A 22,621-nucleotide genomic window follows, 5' to 3' on the forward strand; every position below is an offset into this window, starting at 1 on the left:
GTCCGAGTTACTCGATTCCGCCTACACGATCAAAGGATGGCAGACTGGTAAGGGATTTCCAGTGCATCCAGATAGCAAAGGCCTTGCCCACCACCAGCTCGTCCGGGACCGTGCCCCAATAGCGGCTGTCATTACTGTTGTCGCGATTGTCACCCATGACGAAATAATGACCCTCGGGCACCAGCCATTCGCCCTCACCACCGCCGCCAGACCGGCCCATGGTCAGAAAAATGTCGTGCTCTACTTCACCGAGATCCTCGCGGCGCAGTTCCATCGGCGGTAGCCGCGCGATAAACCGGGTTTCCACCCGATCGCCATTGATGAACAGCTGCTTGTCACGGTAGCGGATATGGTCGCCGGGCAAACCGATCACCCGTTTGATGTAGTTGGTCTGGCCGTCCTCCGGGTAGCGGAAAACCATCACATCGCCGCGCTGGGGATCGCCGACCGGAATCACTTTGGTGCCGGCAACCGGCAGCCTGAACCCGTAGGCGTATTTGTTCACCAGAATGAAATCGCCGACTTCCAGGGTGGGCAACATGGATCCCGACGGAATCTGGAACGGTTCAACCAGGAAGGACCGGAGGACCAGAACAATCGCCAGCACCGGAAAGAACGATCGGCTAAGGTCAACCAGGTAGGGCTCTTTTGGCTCCTCCGATTCCGCCGGGGAGCCTTCATCCACTGCGTCTCCGGTGCCGCTGGCACGGTAGGCAGCCAGACGACGCTCACGAAGAAACAGCTTGTCCGCCAGCCAGATCAGACCCGTTGCAAAGGTCAGTACCACCAGTACCAGGGGAAAATCGATATCCATCCAGGAGGCCTTTTATTTATCCACTTTCAGTACGGCAAGAAACGCTTCCTGAGGCACCTCGACATTACCCAGCTGCTTCATACGCTTTTTACCTTCTTTCTGCTTCTGCAGCAGTTTCTTCTTCCGGCTGACGTCACCACCGTAGCACTTGGCGGTTACGTTCTTGCGTAGCGCCTTCACGGTGACCCGCGACACAACCTGATTACCAATGGCGGCCTGAATCGCGATATCAAACATCTGCCGAGGAATCAGCTCTTTCATCTTTTCGATCAACTGGCGCCCTTTGTGGTGAGCCTGCTCCTTGTGCACGATCAGCGCCAGGGCATCGACACGCTCGCCGTTGATCAGCACGTCCAGGCGGACCAGGTTGGCGGTCTGGAACCGGGTAAAGTGGTAGTCCAGGGACGCAAAGCCGCGGCTGGCTGACTTGATACGATCGAAGAAATCCATCACCACCTCGGCCATCGGCAGCTCATAGGTGAGCTGGACCTGGGTCGTCATGAAGTGCATGTTCTTCTGGACGCCGCGCTTTTCCTCACACAGGGCTATCACATTTCCGATATGCTCCTGAGGCACCAGAATGTTCGCTTCTACGATCGGCTCACGCATTTCCTCAATGGAACCAATATCCGGAAGCCGGGACGGATTGTCTACCGACAGGGTCTCACCCTGTTTGGTAACCACCTCATAGATCACCGTTGGCGCCGTGGTGATCAGGTCGATGTCGTATTCACGCTCCAGCCGCTCCTGGATGATTTCCATGTGCAGCATGCCCAGGAAACCACAGCGGAAACCGAAGCCAAGGGCATCGGAATTCTCCGGCTCGAAAAACAGCGAGGCATCGTTGAGGGTCAGTTTTTCCAGGGCATCCCGGAAATCGTTGTAGTCGTCGGCGCTGACCGGGAACAACCCGGCGTAGACCTGGGGTTTGACTTTCTTGAACCCGGGCAGCATTGGCGTCTGCTCGGCGAACTTCTGGTGAACAATGGTATCACCTACCGGCGCCCCGTGAATGTCCTTGATTCCGGCCACCACGAAGCCGACATCGCCGGACTCCAGCAGGTCGGTGTCTTTCGGTTTGGGATTAAAAATACCAACCTTGTCGGCATTCCAGGCCTTCCCGGTAGACTTGATGACGATCTTGTCGCCCTTTTTCAGGGTGCCCTCGGTCACCCTCACGAGCGACACGACGCCCAGATAATTGTCGAACCAGGAATCGATGATCAGAGCCTGCAGGGGCGCGCTTCGGTCGCCCTTGGGTGGCGGGATCTTCTTGATCAGATCTTCCAGAACATCTTCCACGCCCAGACCACTCTTGGCGCTACAGCGAACCGCATCAGACGCTTCAATGCCAATGATATCCTCGATTTCTGCCGCTACACGCTCCGGTTCGGCCTGCGGGAGATCCATCTTGTTCAAAACCGGCACAACTTCGAGACCCTGCTCAATGGCGGTGTAGCAGTTAGCCACTGACTGGGCTTCAACACCCTGCCCGGCGTCCACCACCAGCAGGGCCCCCTCGCAGGCATAGAGCGAGCGGGAAACCTCGTAGGAAAAGTCCACGTGGCCCGGGGTATCGATAAAGTTCAGTTTGTATTCCTGCCCGTCACGGGCGGTGTAATTCAGCGTGACACTCTGGGCCTTGATGGTAATCCCTCGCTCACGCTCGAGATCCATGGAGTCCAGGACCTGCTCGGCCATTTCACGGTCCGTCAGGCCGCCGCAAACCTGGATAAAACGGTCTGCCAGCGTGGATTTACCATGGTCAATGTGGGCGATGATGGAAAAGTTACGGATTCGGCTCAGTTCAGTCACAGACGATGAATACTCAGTTAAGACGAAGGATTGAGCCCGGAAGGGCCGCTACCGGGATCCGGGAACGGCGTGATTTTACCGGTTACCGGCCGCCATTGCCATGATCAGGAAATCAGCGGCCGTTCGTATTGCCGGATAAGGAAACCGATGAGCGCATCCTCGTCCAGCGGATAGCTGAACAGGTTGCCCTGACACTGGGCGCAGCCGTGAGTTTTCAGGAAGCTCAGCTGCTGTGGGGTTTCCACACCCTCCGCAACCACCGTAAGGTGGAGCTTGCGGGCCAGGGCAATCACTGCGGAGGCCACATCCGTGGCACTGACATTGTAGGGAATGTCGCGAATGAACCGGTGGTCGATCTTGATAACATCCAGCGGCAGCTGCTGCAAAGCAACCAGTGAACAGGAGCCGGTGCCGAAATCATCCAGTATCAGACAGACCCCGAGATCATGGAGTGACACCAGCAACTCCCTGAGTATTCGCGGATCTTCATTGAGCAGCTCCGCCGGCATCTCCAGCTCCAGCCGCTCCGGCGAGACGCCCGTCTCGGTGATGACCTGTCGGATCATGTCGAGGAAGCCCGAATCGGTCAGTTGTCGAACAGACAGATTCACCGCCATTTTCAGGGATTCAAAGCCGGCCCGTTCCAGGGCCTGAGCCTGAATACAGGCCTGTCTCAAAGCCCATTCACCCAGGCGAACAATCAGGCCGGTTTCCTCGGCAAGACCGATGAACTGCTGTGCCGACACCAGCCCCTTCTCCGGATGATGCCAGCGCAGGAATGCCTCAACCCCAATCACCCGCTCACTGGCCAGATCAATCTTCGGCTGGTAATGCAGAACGAAGCGATCGCCATCCAGCGCCGTGGCCAACTCCTCCTGTTGCAGAAGCCGCCTTGCCGCCTTGATGTTCATGGCCGGGGTGAAGAACTGGAACGTATTCCGACCCAGCTCCTTGGCACGATACATCGCCAGATCAGCGTACTTCATCAGGGTTCCGGCGTCCTCACTGTCGTGGGGAATCATGGTGATGCCGATACTGACCGTGATGCCGACTTCGTGATCGTTCAGCCGGATTCGCTGGCAAAGACTGCGCAGAATGGTCTCTGCGACCTTGCCGGCAGCATCGGAGTCACTGATCCGGGACAGCAATACCACAAACTCATCGCCGCCGAGCCTGGCAACCGAGTCCTCCTCACGGACACAACCCACCAGCCACTGCGCCACCTGGCACAGCAGTTCATCGCCGGAATCGTGCCCCAGGGTGTCGTTGATACGTTTGAAGCCGTCGAGATCCAGGAACATGAGGGCAGCCGGCTCACCGCTCCGGCGACTGCGGCTGACCACGTGATTCAAACGGTCCCGGAACAGTTGCCGGTTCGCCAGGCCGGTAAGCGGATCATAGAATGCCAGCCTGTGCAGCTCGGACTGGGCGGCCTTGAGCTGGGTCAGATCCCGCAGGCTAAGCACAACGCCATTGACGCCTGGCACCGACAACATGGCTGTAAAGGTGCCCTCCATATCCCGCCACTGCCCCTTGGCATCACGGATACGGACCCGGATGACCGGCATCTGTTTGCCCGGCGACTGAACGGAATCGTCAAAGCCTCGCTGCAGCTGGGGCCAGTCGTCACCATGAACGAGCTCCTCAAAGTTCAGGGCCTGAACCTGATCCGGCTCGAAGCCAAGGATATCCAGGCTGGACGGGCTCGCGTACAGGGGCTGCCCGGCACGGTCCATCACCAGGGTGACATTGGCTGCGCCTTCGGTAATCGCCCGATAGCGGCCGGCACTGATCTGCGCCATCAGCCGTGAACGGATCAAGGCAAGCACGAAGAGGAACAACAGGGCACTGATCACCAGGCCACTGCCGAGGACGATCGGAGGCCGCGGATCCGAGGCCAGGAAATCAAATGCGGGCGTGGAGCGCGTCTGCAACAGCCAGTCTCGACCACCATGGCTGATGGTCTGACTCATCTGGAAACTGAATTCGTTGTCCAGGGACCCCAGATTGGAGCCATACATGAGGTTCTGCCGTTCCACGACTCCGGCATCGTAGATCCGGACATCAAGAAACGGCGAGATCAGGCCAACGATGCCGTCGATAAGATTGTTCATCCGGAAGGCACTGAACACATAGCCCGCCAGCATCATGCGACGCTCGGCCCGGATCTCGGGCACTTCTCCCCCCTGGTAGACGGGGTAATACATCAGAAAACTGGCCTGGTCTTCGCCGAGCTCTTCCTGAACCAGCACCACCTTGGCAGTCACCGTGGGGATCGCATCATCCCGGGCCTGCTCCATGGCCTGGCGATGAATGGGATCACTGAAGGCATCGTAGCCGAGGGCCCGTCGGTTCCGTTCCGTGCCAGGCTCCAGGTAGACCATGGGGTAGTAGTAGGGACCGCTACCCAGCGGGTTCACCAGGTAATTATGCACCCCTTCCGCGCGGACAGAGGCAATATGGTCGGCCATCTGGCGTACACCGATACGGCGAACATAGCCAATACCCTGAATGCCCGGGTAGTAGCGGTTGATATCAACCTTGTCCACGTATTCGCGCCATTGATCACGGGAAACGTCTCCGGCCACCGCAAACAGACCGGCACTGCCGGCCAGCACCTGCTCGTAATTCAGCAAGCGCTCTTCGATGGCGGATTTAAGCTGGAGCGATTGGGTGCGAAAACGGGCTTCCGTGCGGTCTTCAACCAGCCGGATAGACACCTGCCAAAGCAATAGGGTGACGGCAACGGCTACCGCGAAGACCAGCCAGGCGACCCAGGCATTGCGGAATTCCAGTAGCTTACGGAGAGAGAGTTCCTGTCTGTTCATCATGGGGCTGGTCCGTTCCATGGCCGCTCATTTTTATTGATCCGCCGAGTATAACAAAAGCCCCCGCAAGTGTCGTTTCCAACACCTGCGGGGGCTCCATGTCAGGTAATCCGGATCAGCAGAAGGGTATCAGGGCTTCATCACCAGATACAGCGCCCGGCCCTGGCGCACCACCCGGACCGATACCGCCTTGCCCTCGGGCAGCGACTGAACAGCCTCGCGGAATTCCTGCACCGATGTCACCTTCTGGCGATTCATTTCCGTGATCACATCGCCCGCACGGATGCCCGCTTCGGAAGCCGCACCCCGCGCAACATTATTGACCACAACGCCGCCTTCAATACCCATGGAGTCGGCCATGTCCGTAGGCAGCGGTTCGACCATCATGCCCAGGGGCGCAGAGCCGGGACCATCACTGTCACTGGCCGGTGCGGAAGCCTGCTGGCTTCCCTCCTCCGGAAGGCGACCGATTTCAACCTGAAGCTCGATTTCCTCGCCACCGCGAAGCACTCTCAGCTCGGCAGTTTCACCAACCGGCGTGCGGCCAACCATGGGCGGCAAGTCGGAGGAAAGCTGCACCTCGTCGCCGTCATAGCTGAGGACGATATCCCCTGCCTGCAGGCCGGCTGCCTGCGCCGGCGAACCGGACATCACTTCGGCAATCAGTGCACCGCGGGGCCGCTTGAGGCCAAAGGATTCGGCCAGATCACGGTTCACTTCCTGAATCAGCACCCCGAGCCAGCCACGGGAGACAGAGCCGTTGTCGCGCAACTGACGGAAGACGTTCATCGCATCGTCAATCGGAATGGCAAAGGAGACCCCCATGAAACCGCCAGAGCGGGTGTAGATCTGGGAGTTGATACCGACCACTTCGCCCTCCAGGTTAAACAGAGGGCCACCGGAGTTGCCCGGGTTGATCGCTACGTCTGTCTGAATGAAGGGCACGTAGTTTTCCGATGGCAGTGAGCGACCCAGGGCGCTGACGATTCCGGCCGTTACCGTGTAATCGAATCCAAACGGCGAGCCAATCGCAAACACCCACTCACCGACTTTCAGATCCCGGGACCGACCTACCTGAACGACAGGCAGATCATCGCCGTTTTCAATTTTCAGCACGGCCATATCGGAACGAGGGTCTGTTCCAACCAGCGTCGCGGGCAGCTCGCGCCGGTCATTCAGCCGCACGATGATCTCATCAGCTCCCTCGACCACGTGATTATTGGTCAAGACATAACCGTCCGAGGAGACAATGAACCCGGAGCCCATGGAGCGGCGTGGCTGGGAGTTGCCAGGCCCACCTCCAAACGGAGACTGGGGGCCGCGGAAGAAATCCTGGAAAAACTCGGGAAGCTGTTCGAGCTGACGCTCATCAAACGGCATCCCGGGAGCGCCGGAATTGCGGCGCGTGGGCTCGGTGGTTGTACTGATGTTCACCACCGCACCGGCGTTATCTTCAACCAGCTCGGTAAAATCAGGCAGGCTTCGGGCTGAACTCGCCTGACTCCAGCCCGCCAACACCATGGCAGACAGCAAAATCAGCAAAGCGGCCGGCATCCTTCCGGGTATGAAATTACGTGACGACTGGGCAACTGCTGTTGCACTCGACATGTTGTACCCCCTGTTGTGCTTACACCTAGGCGTAGTTTTGGGTTCGGCCCACCGATTTTCAACTTACAAAACCGTAGGGTTTACAGACAGTTTTCAGAGGCTATCCGGCTTACCCGGACCAGGCGGGGCTCATACTCCTTGCCGCCCGCGTCTTGCAGTTTGCGTCCTGCGAAAAAACCCAGAGCCAGGCCAGCGACAGCGGCCAGCATCGCAGCGCCGTCGCTACCACCGGACATCTGGTGCCCGAGGATACTTGCGACAACCATCAGGATCAGTGGGATGGCATAGACCAGAATGGAAGCACCCAGCAACGCCTGCTCATCAATTCCGATGGTTACTTCATCTCCCACCCTGGCATTGACCGAGTTGGTCACCAGAATCTGGTTGGCGCGCCCGCCCGAGGCAGCCGCCAGGACTTTCTGACCACAACCATTGCGGGCAGCACAACTCTGACAGGCGCTGGTTCGGATCGTCTGGACCCAGACCTTGTCGCCCTTGAGCGCGACCACTTTTCCAGTTTCAGTAATCACGGCTCACCCGCACCCAGGGCCACCGAGTCTTCAATACGCACCGATTCGGCAACCTGGCGCGCAGTCTGCGGAGGCAGCTCACCCACGACGGTAACCAGAAAAGCGCTATCCCCTTCCGTCACCTGATGCATATAAACGGTGGTGGCGCCAATCAGGGAGGCGCCCGTCGGCATGCTAACCGGGCCAGCCGGCTCAACGAAGACCGAAAAAGCGGCCAGGCCATCGGAGAAGGCAACGGCCTGGCCCTTGCCGGAGCGGGGCGCCGCCGCAGGGACAAACCCTTCCGGGCGCCAGCCAAGCTGCCACCCATCCATACGCTGGACCACCGATGCCGTAACAGCGGGCTCATCCAGCGTTCTGGAAATTTCCCGGCCCTCGGTGCGGATCTCGAATTCGCTATCGGGAATGTCCTCGCCGATGTGCAGGCTGGTGAACTGAAACTGCTCGAGCACTTCCCCCTCGGCATTACGAACGTGACTCTTGACCAGAAGACCGGTGGATTTCTCCAGCCAAAGCCGATGACTGTAGCGGTAGGAATCCTTGGCGCTTAGCGCCACTGAAACCACGTCATACCCTGCAACCCGGTCCTCACCTTTCATTTCCGCCCGATACCAGTGGCTGACCGGCATCAGCTGACTGGTGAACGCTTCGGCGAACGGGCCTGAAGGAATCACCTGGTCAAGCTTGACGCGGCCTGTCTCAGGGAGCACGCAGACCACATTCATGCCTTTGCGAACAATTTCTCCACTGCCGCCGTCCTGCAGAACCAGCCGCTCCTCTACAACGCCATCATTGTAACGATGGGCAATCTGCATTGAGTGTACGCTCTCGCCCCGGGCGTATACGAACACACCGCGGTAGGACGTCATGTTCAGGGCCGGACCCAGCCTTTCAAGCCAGGCGGATGCCTCGTCTTCGTCCGCGGCAGCCGGCAGCGACCCAGCAATCGCGAGCAAAAAACCCACGAGCATGGACAACGCACGGCTTGGGACAACATTAATTAAGACTCGAGGCATGATTAAACTCTCGCTCCGGGGTTCAGTAGCCGGCACCATTGGCACTGACCAGACGGGCATAGCCGACGGCGCCCCGCCCGGCGCCAACACTGTTGTGCTGTGCGTGTTCCAGCAGGTAGCGACTCATATACTCCCACTGTTCCTCATCAAGACCCTGCAGGGCAATTTCCCTGACCGGCTGGTCCTGCACAGGCGTTTCTGGTGCAGCTGCGGTCACCGGCTGAACCGGCCCGGTCGCGGATGAATCCCAACCGGCACCCGCACCGAACCCGACCAGCAGCGCCATGGCAACCATGGCGGCAGCCGGCCAGTGCCAGCGGCCGGACCTGGTGGCCTGTACGGCAGCTTCAGGCCTGACCGCGGTGGTGCCCCGCCCGTCAAGCCGTTCACGGACGCCCACACTGACGTCCATACCGTGGGCCGGCGAGTGGCCGTCATGCATAAGGTCGCGAACATCCTGCCAACGCTGCCACTGCGCCCGAACCTCGTCCTGGCGATCGTGGGAAAGCAGGCGACGTACCGAAAGTTCGTCAGCTTCGTCGTCCATCATGGCGGACAGTGTTTCTCTGAGACGATCATCCATGGGATGCAACCTCAATTACGTCACCGAGTGATTGAGTAAAGGCCCGAGATGCCGATCAACCGCATCCCGGGCCCTGAATATTCTTGAACGGACAGTACCGATCGGGCACTCGAGGATACCCGCGATATCCTCATAGCTCAGCCCATCGTATTCCCTGAGCAGAAAGGCAGAGCGCAACTCCTCAGGAAGCTGGGCGATCGCCTTGTTCAATTCTTTCTGGAGCTGTTCCCGTTGCAGGAGCCGTTCAGGCGAAGCGGTGTCACGCAGCCGTGAACCGTCATCGAAATTCTCCGCTTCCGCCGAGTCGGCACTGCCCTGCGGCCGCCGGCCGCGGGATTCCAGGTAATTCTTCGCGGTATTGACGGCAATCCGGTACAGCCATGTATAGAAGGCGCTGTCCCCGCGGAAGCGCTCGATCGCCCTGAACGCCTTTACGAAGGTCTCCTGGGTCAGATCCATGACTTCCTGACTGTCGTAGACGTACCGACTGATAATTGATGCGACTCTGGATTGGTACTTGACCACCAGAAGATCGAAGGCGGCGCGATCACCATTACGGACCTTGCGCACCAGCTGCAGATCCGTCTGGCTGTCCGGGTGATCGCCCTGTTGTTTCTCTGTATCAGGAGTCATGGACTGGTTGCCGGGGTTCCCTGATTTGATGGCCAGCTGTCCGGCCTGTACCAAGTTTCGCTGCGTCATTGATGCTATCCGGCGTCCGTTCATGAAACGGGCTAGACCACCGGTCAGGCGGCTCACCCTGTCAGGCCAAATAGACAGCAAGCGTAAAGTTTAGTTCAATACACGTCCACATTATGGCCTGCGATAACGACCCGATGCCACAGTCCTTCGAATACGATGTTCTCATTATCGGCAGTGGTGCTGCCGGCCTCACCGTCGCGCTCAATCTGCCGGAGCACCTGAAGGTCTGCGTGGTGAGCAAGGCCCAGATCAGCAGCGGCGCCACGCTCTGGGCACAAGGCGGTATCGCCGCAGTTCTGGATGATCAGGATTCCACCGAAAACCACATCTCCGACACCCTCAATGCTGGCGCAGGCCTGTGCCATGAGGACGCCGTGCGGTTCACGGTCGAACATGGCAGGGAAAGCATCAACTGGCTGATCGATTCCGGTGTCGATTTTACGCGGGATCAGGACGCCCACTACCACCTGACCCGTGAGGGCGGCCACAGTCATCGGCGCATCATTCATGCAGCCGATGCCACGGGGCATGCGGTCTCAACCACCCTCACCTCCCAGGCAGAGGCACGACCTAACATAGAACTCATGTCTGGTAGGGTGGCTGTGGATCTGATCACCAATCGCAAACTGTCCCTGCCGGGAAACCGATGCGTCGGTGCCTACATCCTGAACCTTGAAGACAACCATGTAGAGCTGTTCCGGGCACGATTCACAGTGATTGCCACCGGCGGCGCCTCCAAGGCCTACCGCTACACAACCAATCCGGACGGCGCTTCCGGAGACGGGATTGCGATGGCCTGGCGGGCCGGCTGCAGGGTGGCAAACATGGAGTTCAACCAGTTTCACCCTACATGCCTTTATCACCCCCACGCCAAATCCTTCCTGATCACGGAAGCCGTGAGGGGCGAGGGCGGCCTGCTGAAACTGCCGGATGGTTCCCGGTTTATGGATCGCTTTGACGAGCGTGGCGAGTTGGCGCCCCGTGATATCGTTGCCCGGGCCATTGACCACGAAATGAAACGACTGGGTGCTGATCATCTCTACCTGGACATCAGCCACAAACCCGCCGACTTTATAAAGCACCACTTCCCCACCATCTACGAGAAGTGTCTGGGCTTCGGTATCGATATTACCCGGGAGCCCATTCCCGTGGTTCCAGCCGCTCACTACACCTGTGGCGGAATCATGAGCGATGAACGTGCCCGAACCGATGTTAACCAGCTCTACGTGGTCGGCGAGGCTGCCTTCACCGGGCTCCATGGGGCCAACCGAATGGCCAGCAACTCCCTGCTGGAATGCCTGGTTTATGGCCGTGCGGCTGCGGCGGATATTGCCCGCCGGGAAGCCGACATTCCACCACCGCCAGAGGCACCAGACTGGGATGAAAGCCAGGTGCGGGACTCTGACGAAGACGTGGTAATCTCCCACAACTGGGACGAGCTTCGCCATTTCATGTGGGACTACGTCGGCATTGTGCGAACCACCAAGCGGCTGCAGCGGGCCAAGCACCGGGTGGATCTTTTGTCTGCGGAAATCGGCGAGTTCTACAGCAACTACCGTGTCACCAATGACCTGCTGGAACTTCGTAACCTGGTCACCGTGTCTGATCTCATCATATGTTCGGCACTGCAGCGCAGGGAAAGCCGAGGGCTGCACTACACTCTCGATTATCCGGGACTGATCAATGAGGTGCGTGATACCGTGCTGGTTCCCACCACCTACCGTACACTCGCGCCCTGAACGAACACCGTTTTTACACAGGATTCAATGGTAAACACTATGTCAGAGACACCTGCATCGTCTGAAAAAGCAGAATTCAACCGCCTCTGGTGGCATAGCCGTAGAGGCATGCTGGAGCTGGACAACCTTTTGATTCCCTTCATGGAAGAGGCCTTCCGCGATCTGGACGCTGAAGACCAGGCCCGCTACAAGAAACTGCTCACCTGCGAAGATAACGACATGTTTGAGTGGTTCATGCAACGCAGCCGCCCGGCCGATCCCGATCTTCAACGCATGGTCGACATCATTCTCAAACGTGTCCAGCCGGATTGAACTAACGCTCACGCCCTCGCTGCTGGTTGGCCTGCTTGCGGTGCTGCCATGGGTTTTGCTGCTGGCTTTCCTGTTGATGGCGCTACTGGCAGACAAATTCTGGCTTCTCGTTGCAATCCCCATTGCACTGTGGGGCGCCGCCCTGCAGTATCGGTCAAACGGGTTACTTATGGGCTGTGGTTCCGTGAGTGGTCTCCTGATCGAACACGATAAAATGTATGCCAGAATCGGAGACAAGCAGAGGGTAGAGGTTATTCCACTTGCCTCCAGCCGGATCTGGTCAGGCCTGGCACTCTTGAAACTTCGGCCTGCCGGCACCAGATTCCGGTCATACACTTCACTCCTGCTGGCACCAGTACCCGGAAGCCCGGGCAATGTTCCGGCGGAGGATTTCCGTCGTCTCAGGGTCTGGCTCAGACTGGGCCGCCCCCGGCGATCATCTCACTGATTCAATAACCTGGAGTACGCCATGACCGACACAGACGCTTCTGTATCTGCCGTTGCAGAGTATCCCCTGCCGGACAACGGTTGGGCGGATCTCGACAACCGCGTGGTTGTATGCGTCAGCGGCCCGGGCACCGACAAGTTTCTTCAGGGCCAGTTCAGCCAGAACCTCGATGAGGTAATCCCGGAGTATTCGCCGCGCGCGGCCGCAGCAACGCCCAAGGGTCGCGCCTACTGCCTCACACGTATGGTCCGTTCAGGCGACGATATCCTGATGGACTTTCCCGCCGAACTCGCTGACGACATCATCAGCCACTTGCGCAAATATCTGATGCTGTTTCGTGGAACCACTATGGAGGTGGTTCAGGAAACGAAGATTATAGGGATTCTGGGCGACGGCCTGGCAGAAACGCTCGCCGGAAAGCCACTGGATTCTCTGAAAGAGCCCGGGGACGCCTGCACACTCCCTGACGGCATCCTCGTGAAGACGCAATCGACAGCCGAGGGCACGCCCCGCTTCGAGTTCTGGCACACTGAAGAGGGCGAAGCAGCACTTCCCGCCAGCGCCCGTATGTCGGCGGCCGACTGGCAGGCCTCCGAAATCGCAGCGGGCGTCGCCTCCCTGACTACCGCCACACAAGAGTCCTTCGTGCCTCAGATGCTGAACTGGCAGCATGTGGGCGGCGTGCATTTCAAGAAAGGCTGCTACACGGGTCAGGAAGTGATTGCCCGCATGCACTTCCTTGGGCAATTGAAAAAGAGCCTTTTCCGCTTCCGTATTGAACAGTCAGAAGACTTGCCAACCCCCGGAACCGCATTATTTGCTGGCGAGCGGTCAGTCGGAGAAGTGGTCAATGCGATCAAATACCGCGACGGCAGCGTTGAATTACTTGCGGTGGTTCGCCACGATGCCGCTGAAAACGCCTTGCATCCGGAGGGCCTGTCACAGGTGACGCTGGAGCCAATGCCAATGCCCTACCCGGTGCCCGAAAGGGAAAAAAGCGCACAATCAGATACATAAGTTGACAGGCAAACGCGCCAGAATTTGCTATTTTGCTATGCAGCAGCTCACATATTTGATTGTTCGGACAGTGGCCCAGGCATTCTGGCCATTCTTCGAAATCTTTAAGCGGACCTTTACTGACCATGTCGAATATTGTTGAAACCATCAAAGCCGATCTCAACGCAGCCATCGAAAATGACAAGCTGGTGCTTCCCACCCTTCCGGAGGTAGCCCTTCAGGTCAGAGACATTGCGCAATCCGAGGATTCTTCAATAGCCGACTTGGTAAAGGTCATCAGCAATGACACGGCCCTGTCCGCACGCATCATCCGGGTGACCAACAGCCCGCTGTTCCGGGGCAGCCGAGCCATTGAGAACCTGAACATGGCGGTAAGTCGCCTCGGTATGGCCTACACCAGCAACCTGGCCATGGGCCTGGCCATGGAGCAGATGTTCCAGGCCACGTCCGACATGATCGACAAGCGCATGCGGGCCACCTGGCAGACCAGTACCGAAGTGGCCGGCGTCTGCCACGTTCTGGCGCAACACTACACCAAACTCAAGCCGGACCAGGCTACCCTTGCAGGCCTTGTGCATCTGATCGGCGTACTGCCCATCCTGCGCTATGTAGAAGACCAGGACATCCAGATCAGCAGCATCATGCTGGACAACGTGGTTGATGAACTGCATCCGAAGATCGGGGCGACAATCCTTAAGAAGTGGGATTTCCCGAAGGAGCTTCAGAACGTTCCCCTAGAATACGCCAACTTCAACCGTGAGGTGCCGGCGGCCGACTATGCGGATCTCGTGATGGTTGCCAACCTGCAGCTGGTTGCGGGTTCGGAGCATCCGTGGACGGAGATGGACTGGACGAAGATTTCGGCCTTTGATCGTCTGGGGTTGGATCCGAATATCGACATGAGCGAGGAAGAGGATCTGAACGCCCAGATGGAAGCGGCTATGGCGCTGCTTCAGTAATACCTGCCCTGCCCCTTGGCCCCTCACCCTTTGGGGGCTGGCGCGGGGGTGGTCAGTCTTTCCCTCGGGAAAAGAACCCGCTTCGCTCAGACAGCTTTTCCTGTCGGAAAAGACTGACCACCCCCACACCGATCAAAAATTGGAAGGGCGCTCCTGACTTGTCCTTTCAGCTCTGCTTGTATCTCTCGATCAACTCAGATTTGCTTGGCAGCGCCCAGTCAACCGTGGGCTTTCCCTGCTGTTGCAACCAGTCGTTCGCCTTTGAGAAGTGCTTGCAACCGAAGAAGCCCCGGTAAGCACTCAGGGGTGACGGGTGGGGGCCCTCTAGGACCAAGTGTTTGGTGCGGTCGATGTGCTGGCCTTTCTTTTTCGCGTAGCTGCCCCAGAGCAGGAATACCACGCCTTCCCGTTCCCGGTTGATGGTTTCGATGACTTTGTCGGTGAAGGTTTCCCAGCCTTTGCCCTGGTGGGCGCCGGCCTGGCCCTGAACGACGGTTAAAACGCTGTTGAGCAGCAGTACGCCCTGCTCGGCCCAGGGCTGCAGGCAGCCGTGGTCCGGGGGAGCGATACCCAGGTCGTCCTGTATTTCCTTGAAGATGTTCACCAGTGAGGGCGGGATGGCCACGTTCGGGCGCACGGAGAAGCACAGGCCGTGGGCCTGGCCTGGACCGTGGTAGGGGTCTTGGCCGAGAATGACCACTCTCACGTTATCCAGTGGCGTGCTGTTGAGGGCGTTGAAGCAGTGTTGGCTGGCGGGGAACAGGACTTTGCCGGCCTGTTCCTCGGCGGCGAGGAACTCCGCCAGGCCCTGCATGTAGGGCCGGCGGAATTCTTCCGCGAGATGCTCTTTCCAGCCCCGGTCGGGCCTGAGCTGGCTGGCCAGTACCTCAACCGGGCTCATGGATCACTCCTCGTCTTTACGGCTGTCGGCCTTGTGCTCGGGGCGCATGGCCGGGAACAGGATAACGTCGCGGATTGATGCCGAGTTGGTCAGCAGCATGGCCAGCCGGTCGATTCCGATACCTTCACCGGCGGTGGGCGGCAGGCCGTATTCCAGGGCCATCACGTAGTCTTCATCGTAGAACATGGCTTCGTCGTCACCGGCCTCTTTCTCGGCCACCTGGGCCTGGAAGCGCTCCGCCTGATCTTCGGCGTCGTTCAGCTCCGAGAAGCCGTTGGCGATTTCGCGACCGCCCACGAAGAACTCGAAACGTTCGGTGACGAACGGGTTGCTGTCTTTGCAGCGGGCCAGGGGCGACACTTCTTTCGGGTACTCGGTGATAAATGTCGGCTGCATCAGGCGATGCTCCGCCGTCGCCTCGAAGATCTCGATCTGGACTTTGCCCAGGCCCCAACCATCCTTGAGATGAATACCAAGGTTTTTCGCCACCTGGCGGGCACTGGCGTCGTCCGCCAGCTGTTCCGGCTTGATGTCCGGGTTGTAGCGCAGGATGGCGTCGACCACGGTCAGGCGCTCGAAGGTTTTACCGAAATCGTACTCAACGGTCTCTTCGCTGCCATCTGCCAGGGTTCGGCTGTTCACCACGGTGGTCGTGCCCAGGACTTTCTGGGTAATGGTGCGCAGCATGTCCTCGGTGAGATCCATCAGGTCGTTGTAGTCAGCGTATGCCTGATAAAACTCCACCATGGTGAATTCTGGATTATGACGGGTGGAAAGCCCCTCGTTCCGGAAGTTCCGGTTGATCTCGAACACCCGCTCAAAGCCGCCGACGACAAGACGCTTCAGGAACAATTCCGGGGCAATACGCAGGTACATGTCGATACCCAGCGCGTTATGGTGGGTCACGAAGGGCCGCGCCGTGGCGCCGCCAGGAATCACCTGCAGCATCGGGGTTTCAACTTCCATGAAGTCCCGGTCGGTGAAGTACTGACGCATGGCGCTGATGATCTTCGAGCGCGCATAGAACACCCGACGACTGTCCTCGTTGACCATCAGATCGACGTAGCGGTGGCGGTAACGGGCTTCCGTATCGGTCAGGCCCTTGTGCTTTTCAGGCAACGGGCGCAGGGACTTGGTGAGCAACACGTACTCGTCCATGGTCACGTACAGATCGCCCTTGCCTGATTTGGACAGGGTGCCTCGCACTCCCACGATGTCCCCCAGATCCCAGTGCTTGGTGTCTTTCTGGACATCCTTGGACGCGTAGATCTGGATCCGGCCAGTCATGTCCTGGACCACCTTGAATGCCTTGCGATCGAGCATCATGCGGCCGGCAATGGCCACCTTGATACCGAGGGACTCCAGCTCTTCCTTGGTTTTTTCACCGTATTTCGCCTGCAGTTCGGCGGCGGTGGCGTCACGACGAAAGTCGTTCGGGAAGGCGTTGCCCTGGTCGCGCATTTCTGACAGTTTGGCGCGGCGCTCGGCAATCAGCTTGTTGTCCTCATGCGGTGCGGCATTCTGAGTTTGATCAGTCATTTTGGCTCACTAGGAATCGGGTTGTCCGGGTTAGCGTGGCAAAGGCGCTGGTTACAGCGCCATCTTCAGGCTGGCTTCGATGAACTTGTCAATGTCACCGTCCAGCACCGACTGGGTATTACTGGTTTCTACCTTGGTGCGCAGGTCCTTGATACGGCTGTCGTCCAGAACGTAGGAGCGGATCTGGCTGCCCCAACCGATGTCGGCCTTGGCGTCCTCGGCTTTCTGTTTCTCGGCGTTGCGCTCCTGCATCTCACGCTCAAACAGCTTCGCCTTGAGCTGTTTCATGGCCTGGTCCTTGTTCTGATGCTGGCTTCGACCAGCCTGACAGGCCACGACAATACCGGTGGGATTGTGCGTCAGACGCACCGCCGACTCGGTCCGGTTAACGTGCTGACCACCGGCGCCGGAGGCACGGTAAACATCCACCCGAAGATCCGCCGGATTGATTTCAATTTCGAAGCTGTCATCCACTTCCGGTGACACAAACACGGAAGAGAAAGACGTATGCCGACGGTTGCCGGAATCGAATGGTGACTTACGCACCAGACGGTGAACGCCGGTTTCGGTACGCAGCCAGCCATAGGCGTAGTCGCCCTGGATGTGAATGGTGGCGCTTTTGATACCCGCCACATCGCCTTCCATCAGCTCGACAATTTCGGCCTTGAAGCCCCGACGCTCTGCCCAGCGCAGGTACATGCGCAGGAGCATGTTGGCCCAGTCCTGGGCTTCGGTGCCACCAGAGCCAGCCTGAATATCCAGGTAGGCGTTGTTGGCGTCCATTTCGCCGGAGAACATGCGGCGGAATTCAAGCTTCTCGAGCTCTTTATCAAGGGCCTCAAGATCTGATTCGATCTCGGCAACGGTGCCCTCATCCTCTTCTTCTGCGGCAATGTCCAGCAGGCCCTCAGCGTCTTCAAGGCCGGAGGTGAGGTTGTCGATGGTCTTGACGATCAGCTCAAGATCGGCGCGCTCTTTGCCCAGAGCCTGAGCCCGCTCGGGGTCGTCCCAAACACTCGGCTGCTCCAGTTCGCGCTCAACTTCGGTCAGTCGCTCACTACGCTGATCGTAGTCAAAGATACCCCCTGAGCGCTTCAGTGCGCTCACGAAGCTCTTTAATCTTCGTCACAATGGGATTAATTTCCATGAAACCCTTACTCGCTCTAGAAAATGGAGAGTAAAAACAGAGGCGGGATTCTACCGGAAATCGGTTTGTAAATCAGCCTGCGGGTTTCCGTGAATCAGGCAAGAGGCTCGAGGTAATCCACCAGAAGCTGGAGATTGGTGCGCCCCCGGAAGGTATTGGCATCCGGCTTGTAAACCACCCGCGCACCGGTGCGCGTGTAATCAGGCACTTCCGGCCCGGTATTGAAGGCAATACCGTCGATGATCCCGCCGCCTTCGACAGGTTGCAACACCAATTTCAGATGGTTTTCGCCGACTATCCGCTGGCTGACCACCCGGAACTCGCCGTCGAACAGTGGCTCCGGGAAATGCTGCCCCCATGGGCCGGCGCGTTTGAGCAGCGCGGCGGTGTCCAACGACAGTTCACTTGCGCCCAGAGGCCCATCGGTTGTGATCGCCGCCTCCAGATCCTCGGCCGAGAGGGTGTCTCGAACGGCCTGATCGAAGGCCTCGGAAAAGGCATCCAGATCATCCCTGGCGAGGGTCATGCCCGCAGCCATCGCGTGACCGCCAAATTTTTTCATGATCCCCGGATGACGTGAGTCGACCACGGCAAGCACATCCCGGATATGAAGCCCGGGAATGGAGCGAGCAGAACCTTTGATGTCTTCGCCGTTTTCGTCCGGCGCAAAGGCAATGGTCGGTCTATGGGTCTGCTCACGGATACGGGCAGCCAGAATTCCAATAACGCCCTGGTGCCAATCGGTATCGAAAAGCGCAAGCCCCCAGGGCAGTCCATCCAGGTCCAGCGACATTGAAGACAGCAGATCCTGGGCCTGGGCTTTCATGTCCTTTTCGATGGTGCGACGTTCCCGGTTGAAGGTATCCAGCTCCCGGGCCAGTCGGCGAGCCTCGTCCGGACTGTCTGCCAGCAGGCAGGCAATCCCGATACTCATGTCATCCAGCCGCCCGGCGGCATTCAGGCGGGGCCCGACCACAAATCCAAGGTCGGTTGAGCTGATCGCCGTGTGGTCCCGGCCAGCGACTTCCAGCAGCGCCAGGATACCGGGACGGGCCTCACCCTGGCGTATCCGGCGCAAGCCCTGCTCCACGAAGATCCGGTTGTTGTGGTCCAGAGGCACAACATCAGCCACAGTACCGAGCGCCACGAGGTCCAGCAGGCACCCCAGGTTGGGTTCGGGATCAGGCAGGCGATTGGTTTCCCGGAGCTGCTTGCGCAACGCTGTGAGCACGTAAAACATGACGCCAACACCGGCCGCGTTCTTGCTCAGGAAAGGACAACCCGGCTGGTTTGGATTGACGATGGCATCGGCATCCGGAAGCTCTTCGCCGGCCAGGTGGTGATCGGTCACCACCACTTTCACGCCAAGTTCCTTGGCCGCGCGAACGCCTTCAACCGCGGATATGCCGTTATCAACGGTGACCATCAGGTCCGGGAGCTGACCCTCGTCGCGCAGGCGTTCAATAATACCCGGCGTCAGGCCGTAGCCATCTGCAAACCGGCTGGGCACGCGAAAGTCGATACTCTGCAGACCCAGCATGGAGAGTCCAAGCATGGCAACGGCTGTACTGGTAGCACCATCGGCGTCGAAATCGCCGAGCACAAGCACCCGCTGCTGCTGATCGATAGCCTCGGCAAGAAGCTCAACGGCCCGGTCAATACCTCTCAGAGACAGGGGTGAAGCCAGGTGTTTCAGGGTGTAGCTCAGCTGCTCATCAGAAGTTACGCCACGGGCAGCGTAGAGGCGGCGAAGCAAGGGAGGCAGGTTTTGCCCCCAGTCCGGAAGGGTATCGGGCTGGGGGCGACGCAGGATCTTTTTTGGTGTCATACCCGATCAGGCGTTTTTCCAGTGCTTGGCAATGAATGCCTGCACACCGTCGATATTATTATCCAATACGGTATACCGCTCTTCCCGCTCGAACAGGTCGGCCATATGCGCCGGCAGCGGTGGCTCTACACTGACGCCAGACTCTGCCACGGCATCCGGGAACTTGGCCGGGTGTGCGGTACCCAGGGTAATCATTGGCACCACCTGATCACGGCGGCAGTTGCGCGCTGCACGGACGCCGATGGCGGTGTGAGGATCCAGCAGATACTCGTTCTGCTCGTAGATCTCACGAATGGTGTCGCAGGTGGCCTTGTCGTCCACCGCATCGCTGTCAAAAAGCTTGCGCGCATGCTTCCAGCGATAGTCCTCAATACTGACGGGCCCCTTCGCAGCGTTTTCCAGCAGGGTTTTCACCGCCAGCCCGTCCCGGCCGTGGAGATCAAACAGCAGGCGCTCAAAATTGCTGGACACCATGATATCCATACTCGGAGACAGGGTGTGTTCGAGTTGGTGCTGCTCGTATTTGTTGCCACTCATGAAGCGATGCAGAATATCGTTACGGTTGGTGGCAATGACCAGCTGGGAGATTGGCAGCCCCATCTTCTTGGCAAGGTAGCCGGCAAAGATATCGCCGAAGTTCCCGGTGGGCACGGAAAACGCCATGCTCCGATCCGGACCGCCCAGTGCCAGGGAGGCATGGAAGTAGTAGACGATCTGGGCCATGATCCGGGCCCAGTTGATGGAGTTGACAGCTGCCAGCTGGGTTTTGCCACCCAGGAACGACTGGTTGCCGAAACTCTCCTTCACCATGCGCTGACAGTCGTCGAAGTTGCCACGCACCGCAATGTTGTGGATGTTTTCACCCTGAACGGTGGTCATCTGACGGCGCTGAACCTCTGACACCCGCTGGTAGGGGTGCAGAATGAAAATATCCACGTGCTCGCACCTGCGACAACCCTCAATGGCAGCCGAGCCGGTGTCACCGGAAGTCGCTCCCATGATAACCACGTGCTGCTTGCGCTTTTCCAGAACATAGTCGAGGAGACGCCCTAACAGCTGGAGGGCGAAATCCTTGAACGCCAGCGTCGGACCGCGGAAAAGCTCCATCACCCACTCGTTGGTATCCAGCTGAACCAGCGGGGCCACGGCCTTGTGGGCGAAAACCGAGTAGGTCTCGTCCAGCATCTTGCGGAAATCATCCGCAGGGATAGCGTCATCCACGAACGGGTACATGACGTTGAACGCCAGCTCACTGTACGAAAGCCCGCGCCAGCTCCGGATTTCTTCCAGATCAAAATGTGGCAGGGATTCAGGAACATAGAGGCCGCCATCTGTCGCCAGACCGGTCAGCAGAACATCCTCAAAGCCCAGTGCGGGCGCTTCACCCCGCGTACTGATGTATCTCACTTTCGTACCTGTCAGTTGAAGTTTTCAGCGCGGATGCGGACAACATGGCCATCGGTGTCGGACAGAGCTTCCAACTCTTCGATCGCACGGTTGATCTGGCGCTCCTGAACGGTATGGGTCAGGATGATCACCGGAATACGTCCGTCCTTCAGCTCGGATTCCTTCTGCATGATCGACTCGATATTGATGCCATGCTCACTCAGAATGGAGGCAATCTTGGCCAGCACACCCGGACGATCCAGAGCGGTAATGCGCAGGTAGTAGGCAGACTGAATGTCCTCCATGGACAGCACATCCAGGTCTTCCATGGCGTCCGGTGAGAAGCCAAGGTAGGGCACACGCAGCTTGCTTTCGGTCGCCACGGCACGGGCCACATCGACGATATCGGCAATAACAGCCGACCCGGTTGCCTCATCCCCTGCTCCGGGACCGTAATACATGGTCTGGCCAACGGCATCGCCATCCACCAGGACCGCGTTCAGGACACCATCAACCTGGGCAATCAGATGACTCTGGGGCACCAGGGTCGGATGCACACGCAGCTCGATGCCATCATCGCGGCGACGGGCAATGCCGAGGTGCTTGATGCGATAACCCAGCAATTCGGCGTGAGCAATGTCGTAAGGGGTAATCTTCGAAATGCCTTCGGTGAAGCCTTTCTCGAACTGAAGAGGCACGCCAAACCCGGCTGATGCCAGTATGGTCAGCTTGTGGGCGGCATCAATGCCTTCCACATCAAAGGTCGGATCTGCTTCGGCGTACCCAAGATCCTGGGCTTCTTTGAGAACCTCGGAAAATTCCCGACCGGCACGCATTTCGGTCAGGATGTAGTTCCCGGTGCCGTTGATGATGCCGGCAATCCAGTCAATGCGGTTTGCCGCCATACCCTCACGAACAGCCTTGATGACCGGGATACCGCCGGCGACACCCGCCTCGTAAGCCACCACAACACCAGCCTTCTCGGCCGCCTCGAAGATTTCGTTGCCGTGGACGGCAATCAGGGCCTTGTTCGCGGTAACCACGTGCTTGCCGTTGCGGATTGCCGCCAGCACCAGCTCTTTGGCCGCATCATAACCACCGATGAGCTCGACCACGATATCCACGTCGGGATCGTTCACCACGTCGTAAATGTCGGTGCTGAAGGGCACATCGCCGAGGTCCATATCCTCGCGAGCCCGGCGACTGGCAACCCGGGTAATCCGGATATTGCATCCGGCCCGACCGGCAATCAGCCTGGCGTTGCGGGTCAAGACATTAAAGGTACCGCCGCCGACGGTTCCCAATCCGCAGATTCCGACACTGACGTCTTTCAAACTCTCACCTCTGATCCCGAAGGGGTGCTGATGAATTATATTAGGCGGGCATAGTATACCGATTCAGGCCTCACTGAATAAGCCCTGAATCGGATCCTTCGAAAATACCGTGTAA

19 protein-coding genes are annotated in these 22,621 nt (G+C 58.7%); 5 read left to right on the forward strand and 14 right to left on the reverse strand.

The annotated features are described in order from the left end of the window. Positions 1-7: 7 nt before the first annotated feature. From lepB to rpoE, 8 genes are all read right to left on the reverse strand, one after another. Complete coding sequence (lepB, locus tag BM035_RS02970) at positions 8-814, reverse strand: signal peptidase I (RefSeq protein WP_014576286.1); 807 nt, start codon at positions 812-814, stop codon at positions 8-10. Between the two features lie 12 nt (positions 815-826). Continuing rightward, positions 827-2,629 (reverse strand): translation elongation factor 4, encoded by a 1,803-nt coding sequence (lepA, locus tag BM035_RS02975; RefSeq protein WP_014576285.1) that lies wholly within the window; start codon positions 2,627-2,629, stop codon positions 827-829. A 104-nt stretch (positions 2,630-2,733) separates the two neighbouring features. Then, positions 2,734-5,460, reverse strand: a complete 2,727-nt coding sequence (locus BM035_RS02980; protein WP_092030382.1) for a bifunctional diguanylate cyclase/phosphodiesterase — start codon at positions 5,458-5,460, stop codon at positions 2,734-2,736. A 126-nt stretch (positions 5,461-5,586) separates the two neighbouring features. Beyond that, positions 5,587-7,011 (reverse strand): DegQ family serine endoprotease, encoded by a 1,425-nt coding sequence (locus BM035_RS02985; RefSeq protein WP_014576283.1) that lies wholly within the window; start codon positions 7,009-7,011, stop codon positions 5,587-5,589. A 134-nt stretch (positions 7,012-7,145) separates the two neighbouring features. Continuing rightward, positions 7,146-7,595, reverse strand: a complete 450-nt coding sequence (locus BM035_RS02990; RefSeq protein ID WP_092030279.1) for a SoxR reducing system RseC family protein — start codon at positions 7,593-7,595, stop codon at positions 7,146-7,148. Continuing rightward, on the reverse strand, positions 7,592-8,566 hold the full coding sequence (locus BM035_RS02995; protein WP_092030281.1) for a MucB/RseB C-terminal domain-containing protein: 975 nt from the start codon (positions 8,564-8,566) through the stop codon (positions 7,592-7,594). The genes BM035_RS02990 and BM035_RS02995 overlap by 4 nt, the downstream gene beginning before the upstream one ends. Positions 8,567-8,633: 67 nt before the next feature. Beyond that, entirely contained in the window at positions 8,634-9,194 is a 561-nt protein-coding gene (locus BM035_RS03000) for a sigma-E factor negative regulatory protein (protein ID WP_008176205.1), read from the reverse strand. 15 nt (positions 9,195-9,209) lie between these two features. After that, a complete protein-coding gene (gene rpoE / locus BM035_RS03005; RefSeq protein ID WP_008176207.1) occupies positions 9,210-9,896 on the reverse strand; it encodes an RNA polymerase sigma factor RpoE in 687 nt (228 codons plus the stop codon). 134 nt (positions 9,897-10,030) lie between these two features. Here rpoE and nadB point away from each other — a divergent pair, with 134 nt between their 5' ends. From nadB to BM035_RS03030, 5 genes are all read left to right on the forward strand, one after another. Beyond that, a complete protein-coding gene (gene nadB / locus BM035_RS03010; protein WP_008176209.1) occupies positions 10,031-11,635 on the forward strand; it encodes an L-aspartate oxidase in 1,605 nt (534 codons plus the stop codon). A 39-nt stretch (positions 11,636-11,674) separates the two neighbouring features. Then, entirely contained in the window at positions 11,675-11,947 is a 273-nt protein-coding gene (locus tag BM035_RS03015; protein ID WP_014576278.1) for an FAD assembly factor SdhE, read from the forward strand. Next, the gene (locus BM035_RS03020) at positions 11,931-12,395 is read left to right on the forward strand and encodes a hypothetical protein (protein ID WP_008176215.1); all 465 of its coding nucleotides are present in this window, start codon (positions 11,931-11,933) and stop codon (positions 12,393-12,395) included. Before BM035_RS03015 ends, BM035_RS03020 begins: the two co-directional genes overlap by 17 nt. Positions 12,396-12,416: 21 nt before the next feature. Next, entirely contained in the window at positions 12,417-13,412 is a 996-nt protein-coding gene (ygfZ, locus tag BM035_RS03025; RefSeq protein WP_092030282.1) for a CAF17-like 4Fe-4S cluster assembly/insertion protein YgfZ, read from the forward strand. A gap of 125 nt (positions 13,413-13,537) precedes the next feature. Then, a complete protein-coding gene (locus BM035_RS03030; RefSeq protein WP_008176220.1) occupies positions 13,538-14,371 on the forward strand; it encodes an HDOD domain-containing protein in 834 nt (277 codons plus the stop codon). Between the two features lie 166 nt (positions 14,372-14,537). Here BM035_RS03030 and ung read toward each other — a convergent pair whose 3' ends face one another. The 6 genes from ung to BM035_RS03060 all read right to left on the reverse strand — a co-directional run bounded on the left by ung (position 14,538) and on the right by BM035_RS03060 (position 22,506). Further along, positions 14,538-15,272 (reverse strand): uracil-DNA glycosylase, encoded by a 735-nt coding sequence (gene ung / locus BM035_RS03035; protein ID WP_092030284.1) that lies wholly within the window; start codon positions 15,270-15,272, stop codon positions 14,538-14,540. A 3-nt stretch (positions 15,273-15,275) separates the two neighbouring features. Beyond that, positions 15,276-16,811, reverse strand: a complete 1,536-nt coding sequence (gene lysS / locus BM035_RS03040; protein WP_092030285.1) for a lysine--tRNA ligase — start codon at positions 16,809-16,811, stop codon at positions 15,276-15,278. 51 nt (positions 16,812-16,862) lie between these two features. Continuing rightward, a protein-coding gene (prfB, locus tag BM035_RS03045; protein ID WP_100169522.1) for a peptide chain release factor 2 occupies positions 16,863-17,958 on the reverse strand; the annotation gives its coding sequence in 2 pieces (ribosomal slippage) (positions 16,863-17,885 and positions 17,887-17,958; 1,095 coding nt in all). A 94-nt stretch (positions 17,959-18,052) separates the two neighbouring features. Then, complete coding sequence (recJ, locus tag BM035_RS03050) at positions 18,053-19,786, reverse strand: single-stranded-DNA-specific exonuclease RecJ (protein ID WP_008176227.1); 1,734 nt, start codon at positions 19,784-19,786, stop codon at positions 18,053-18,055. 6 nt (positions 19,787-19,792) lie between these two features. After that, positions 19,793-21,193 (reverse strand): threonine synthase, encoded by a 1,401-nt coding sequence (gene thrC, locus BM035_RS03055; protein WP_008176229.1) that lies wholly within the window; start codon positions 21,191-21,193, stop codon positions 19,793-19,795. A gap of 11 nt (positions 21,194-21,204) precedes the next feature. After that, positions 21,205-22,506 (reverse strand): homoserine dehydrogenase, encoded by a 1,302-nt coding sequence (locus BM035_RS03060; protein WP_014576269.1) that lies wholly within the window; start codon positions 22,504-22,506, stop codon positions 21,205-21,207. Positions 22,507-22,621: the final 115 nt, after the last annotated feature.

This window comes from Marinobacter sp. DSM 26671 (assembly GCF_900112835.1).
GTDB lineage: Bacteria > Pseudomonadota > Gammaproteobacteria > Pseudomonadales > Oleiphilaceae > Marinobacter > Marinobacter flavimaris.

Coding starts and splice junctions, on each gene's coding strand:
- BM035_RS02995 (WP_092030281.1), bottom strand. CDS start 8,566: ATGCTCGTGGGTTTTTTGCTCGCGATTGCTGGGTCGCTGCCGGCTGCC.
- ung (WP_092030284.1), bottom strand. CDS start 15,272: ATGAGCCCGGTTGAGGTACTGGCCAGCCAGCTCAGGCCCGACCGGGGC.
- BM035_RS02985 (WP_014576283.1), bottom strand. CDS start 7,011: ATGCCGGCCGCTTTGCTGATTTTGCTGTCTGCCATGGTGTTGGCGGGC.
- ygfZ (WP_092030282.1), top strand. CDS start 12,417: ATGACCGACACAGACGCTTCTGTATCTGCCGTTGCAGAGTATCCCCTG.
- BM035_RS02980 (WP_092030382.1), bottom strand. CDS start 5,460: ATGATGAACAGACAGGAACTCTCTCTCCGTAAGCTACTGGAATTCCGC.
- lysS (WP_092030285.1), bottom strand. CDS start 16,811: ATGACTGATCAAACTCAGAATGCCGCACCGCATGAGGACAACAAGCTG.
- recJ (WP_008176227.1), bottom strand. CDS start 19,786: ATGACACCAAAAAAGATCCTGCGTCGCCCCCAGCCCGATACCCTTCCG.
- nadB (WP_008176209.1), top strand. CDS start 10,031: ATGCCACAGTCCTTCGAATACGATGTTCTCATTATCGGCAGTGGTGCT.
- BM035_RS03030 (WP_008176220.1), top strand. CDS start 13,538: ATGTCGAATATTGTTGAAACCATCAAAGCCGATCTCAACGCAGCCATC.
- BM035_RS03015 (WP_014576278.1), top strand. CDS start 11,675: ATGTCAGAGACACCTGCATCGTCTGAAAAAGCAGAATTCAACCGCCTC.
- rpoE (WP_008176207.1), bottom strand. CDS start 9,896: ATGACGCAGCGAAACTTGGTACAGGCCGGACAGCTGGCCATCAAATCA.
- lepB (WP_014576286.1), bottom strand. CDS start 814: ATGGATATCGATTTTCCCCTGGTACTGGTGGTACTGACCTTTGCAACG.
- BM035_RS03000 (WP_008176205.1), bottom strand. CDS start 9,194: ATGGATGATCGTCTCAGAGAAACACTGTCCGCCATGATGGACGACGAA.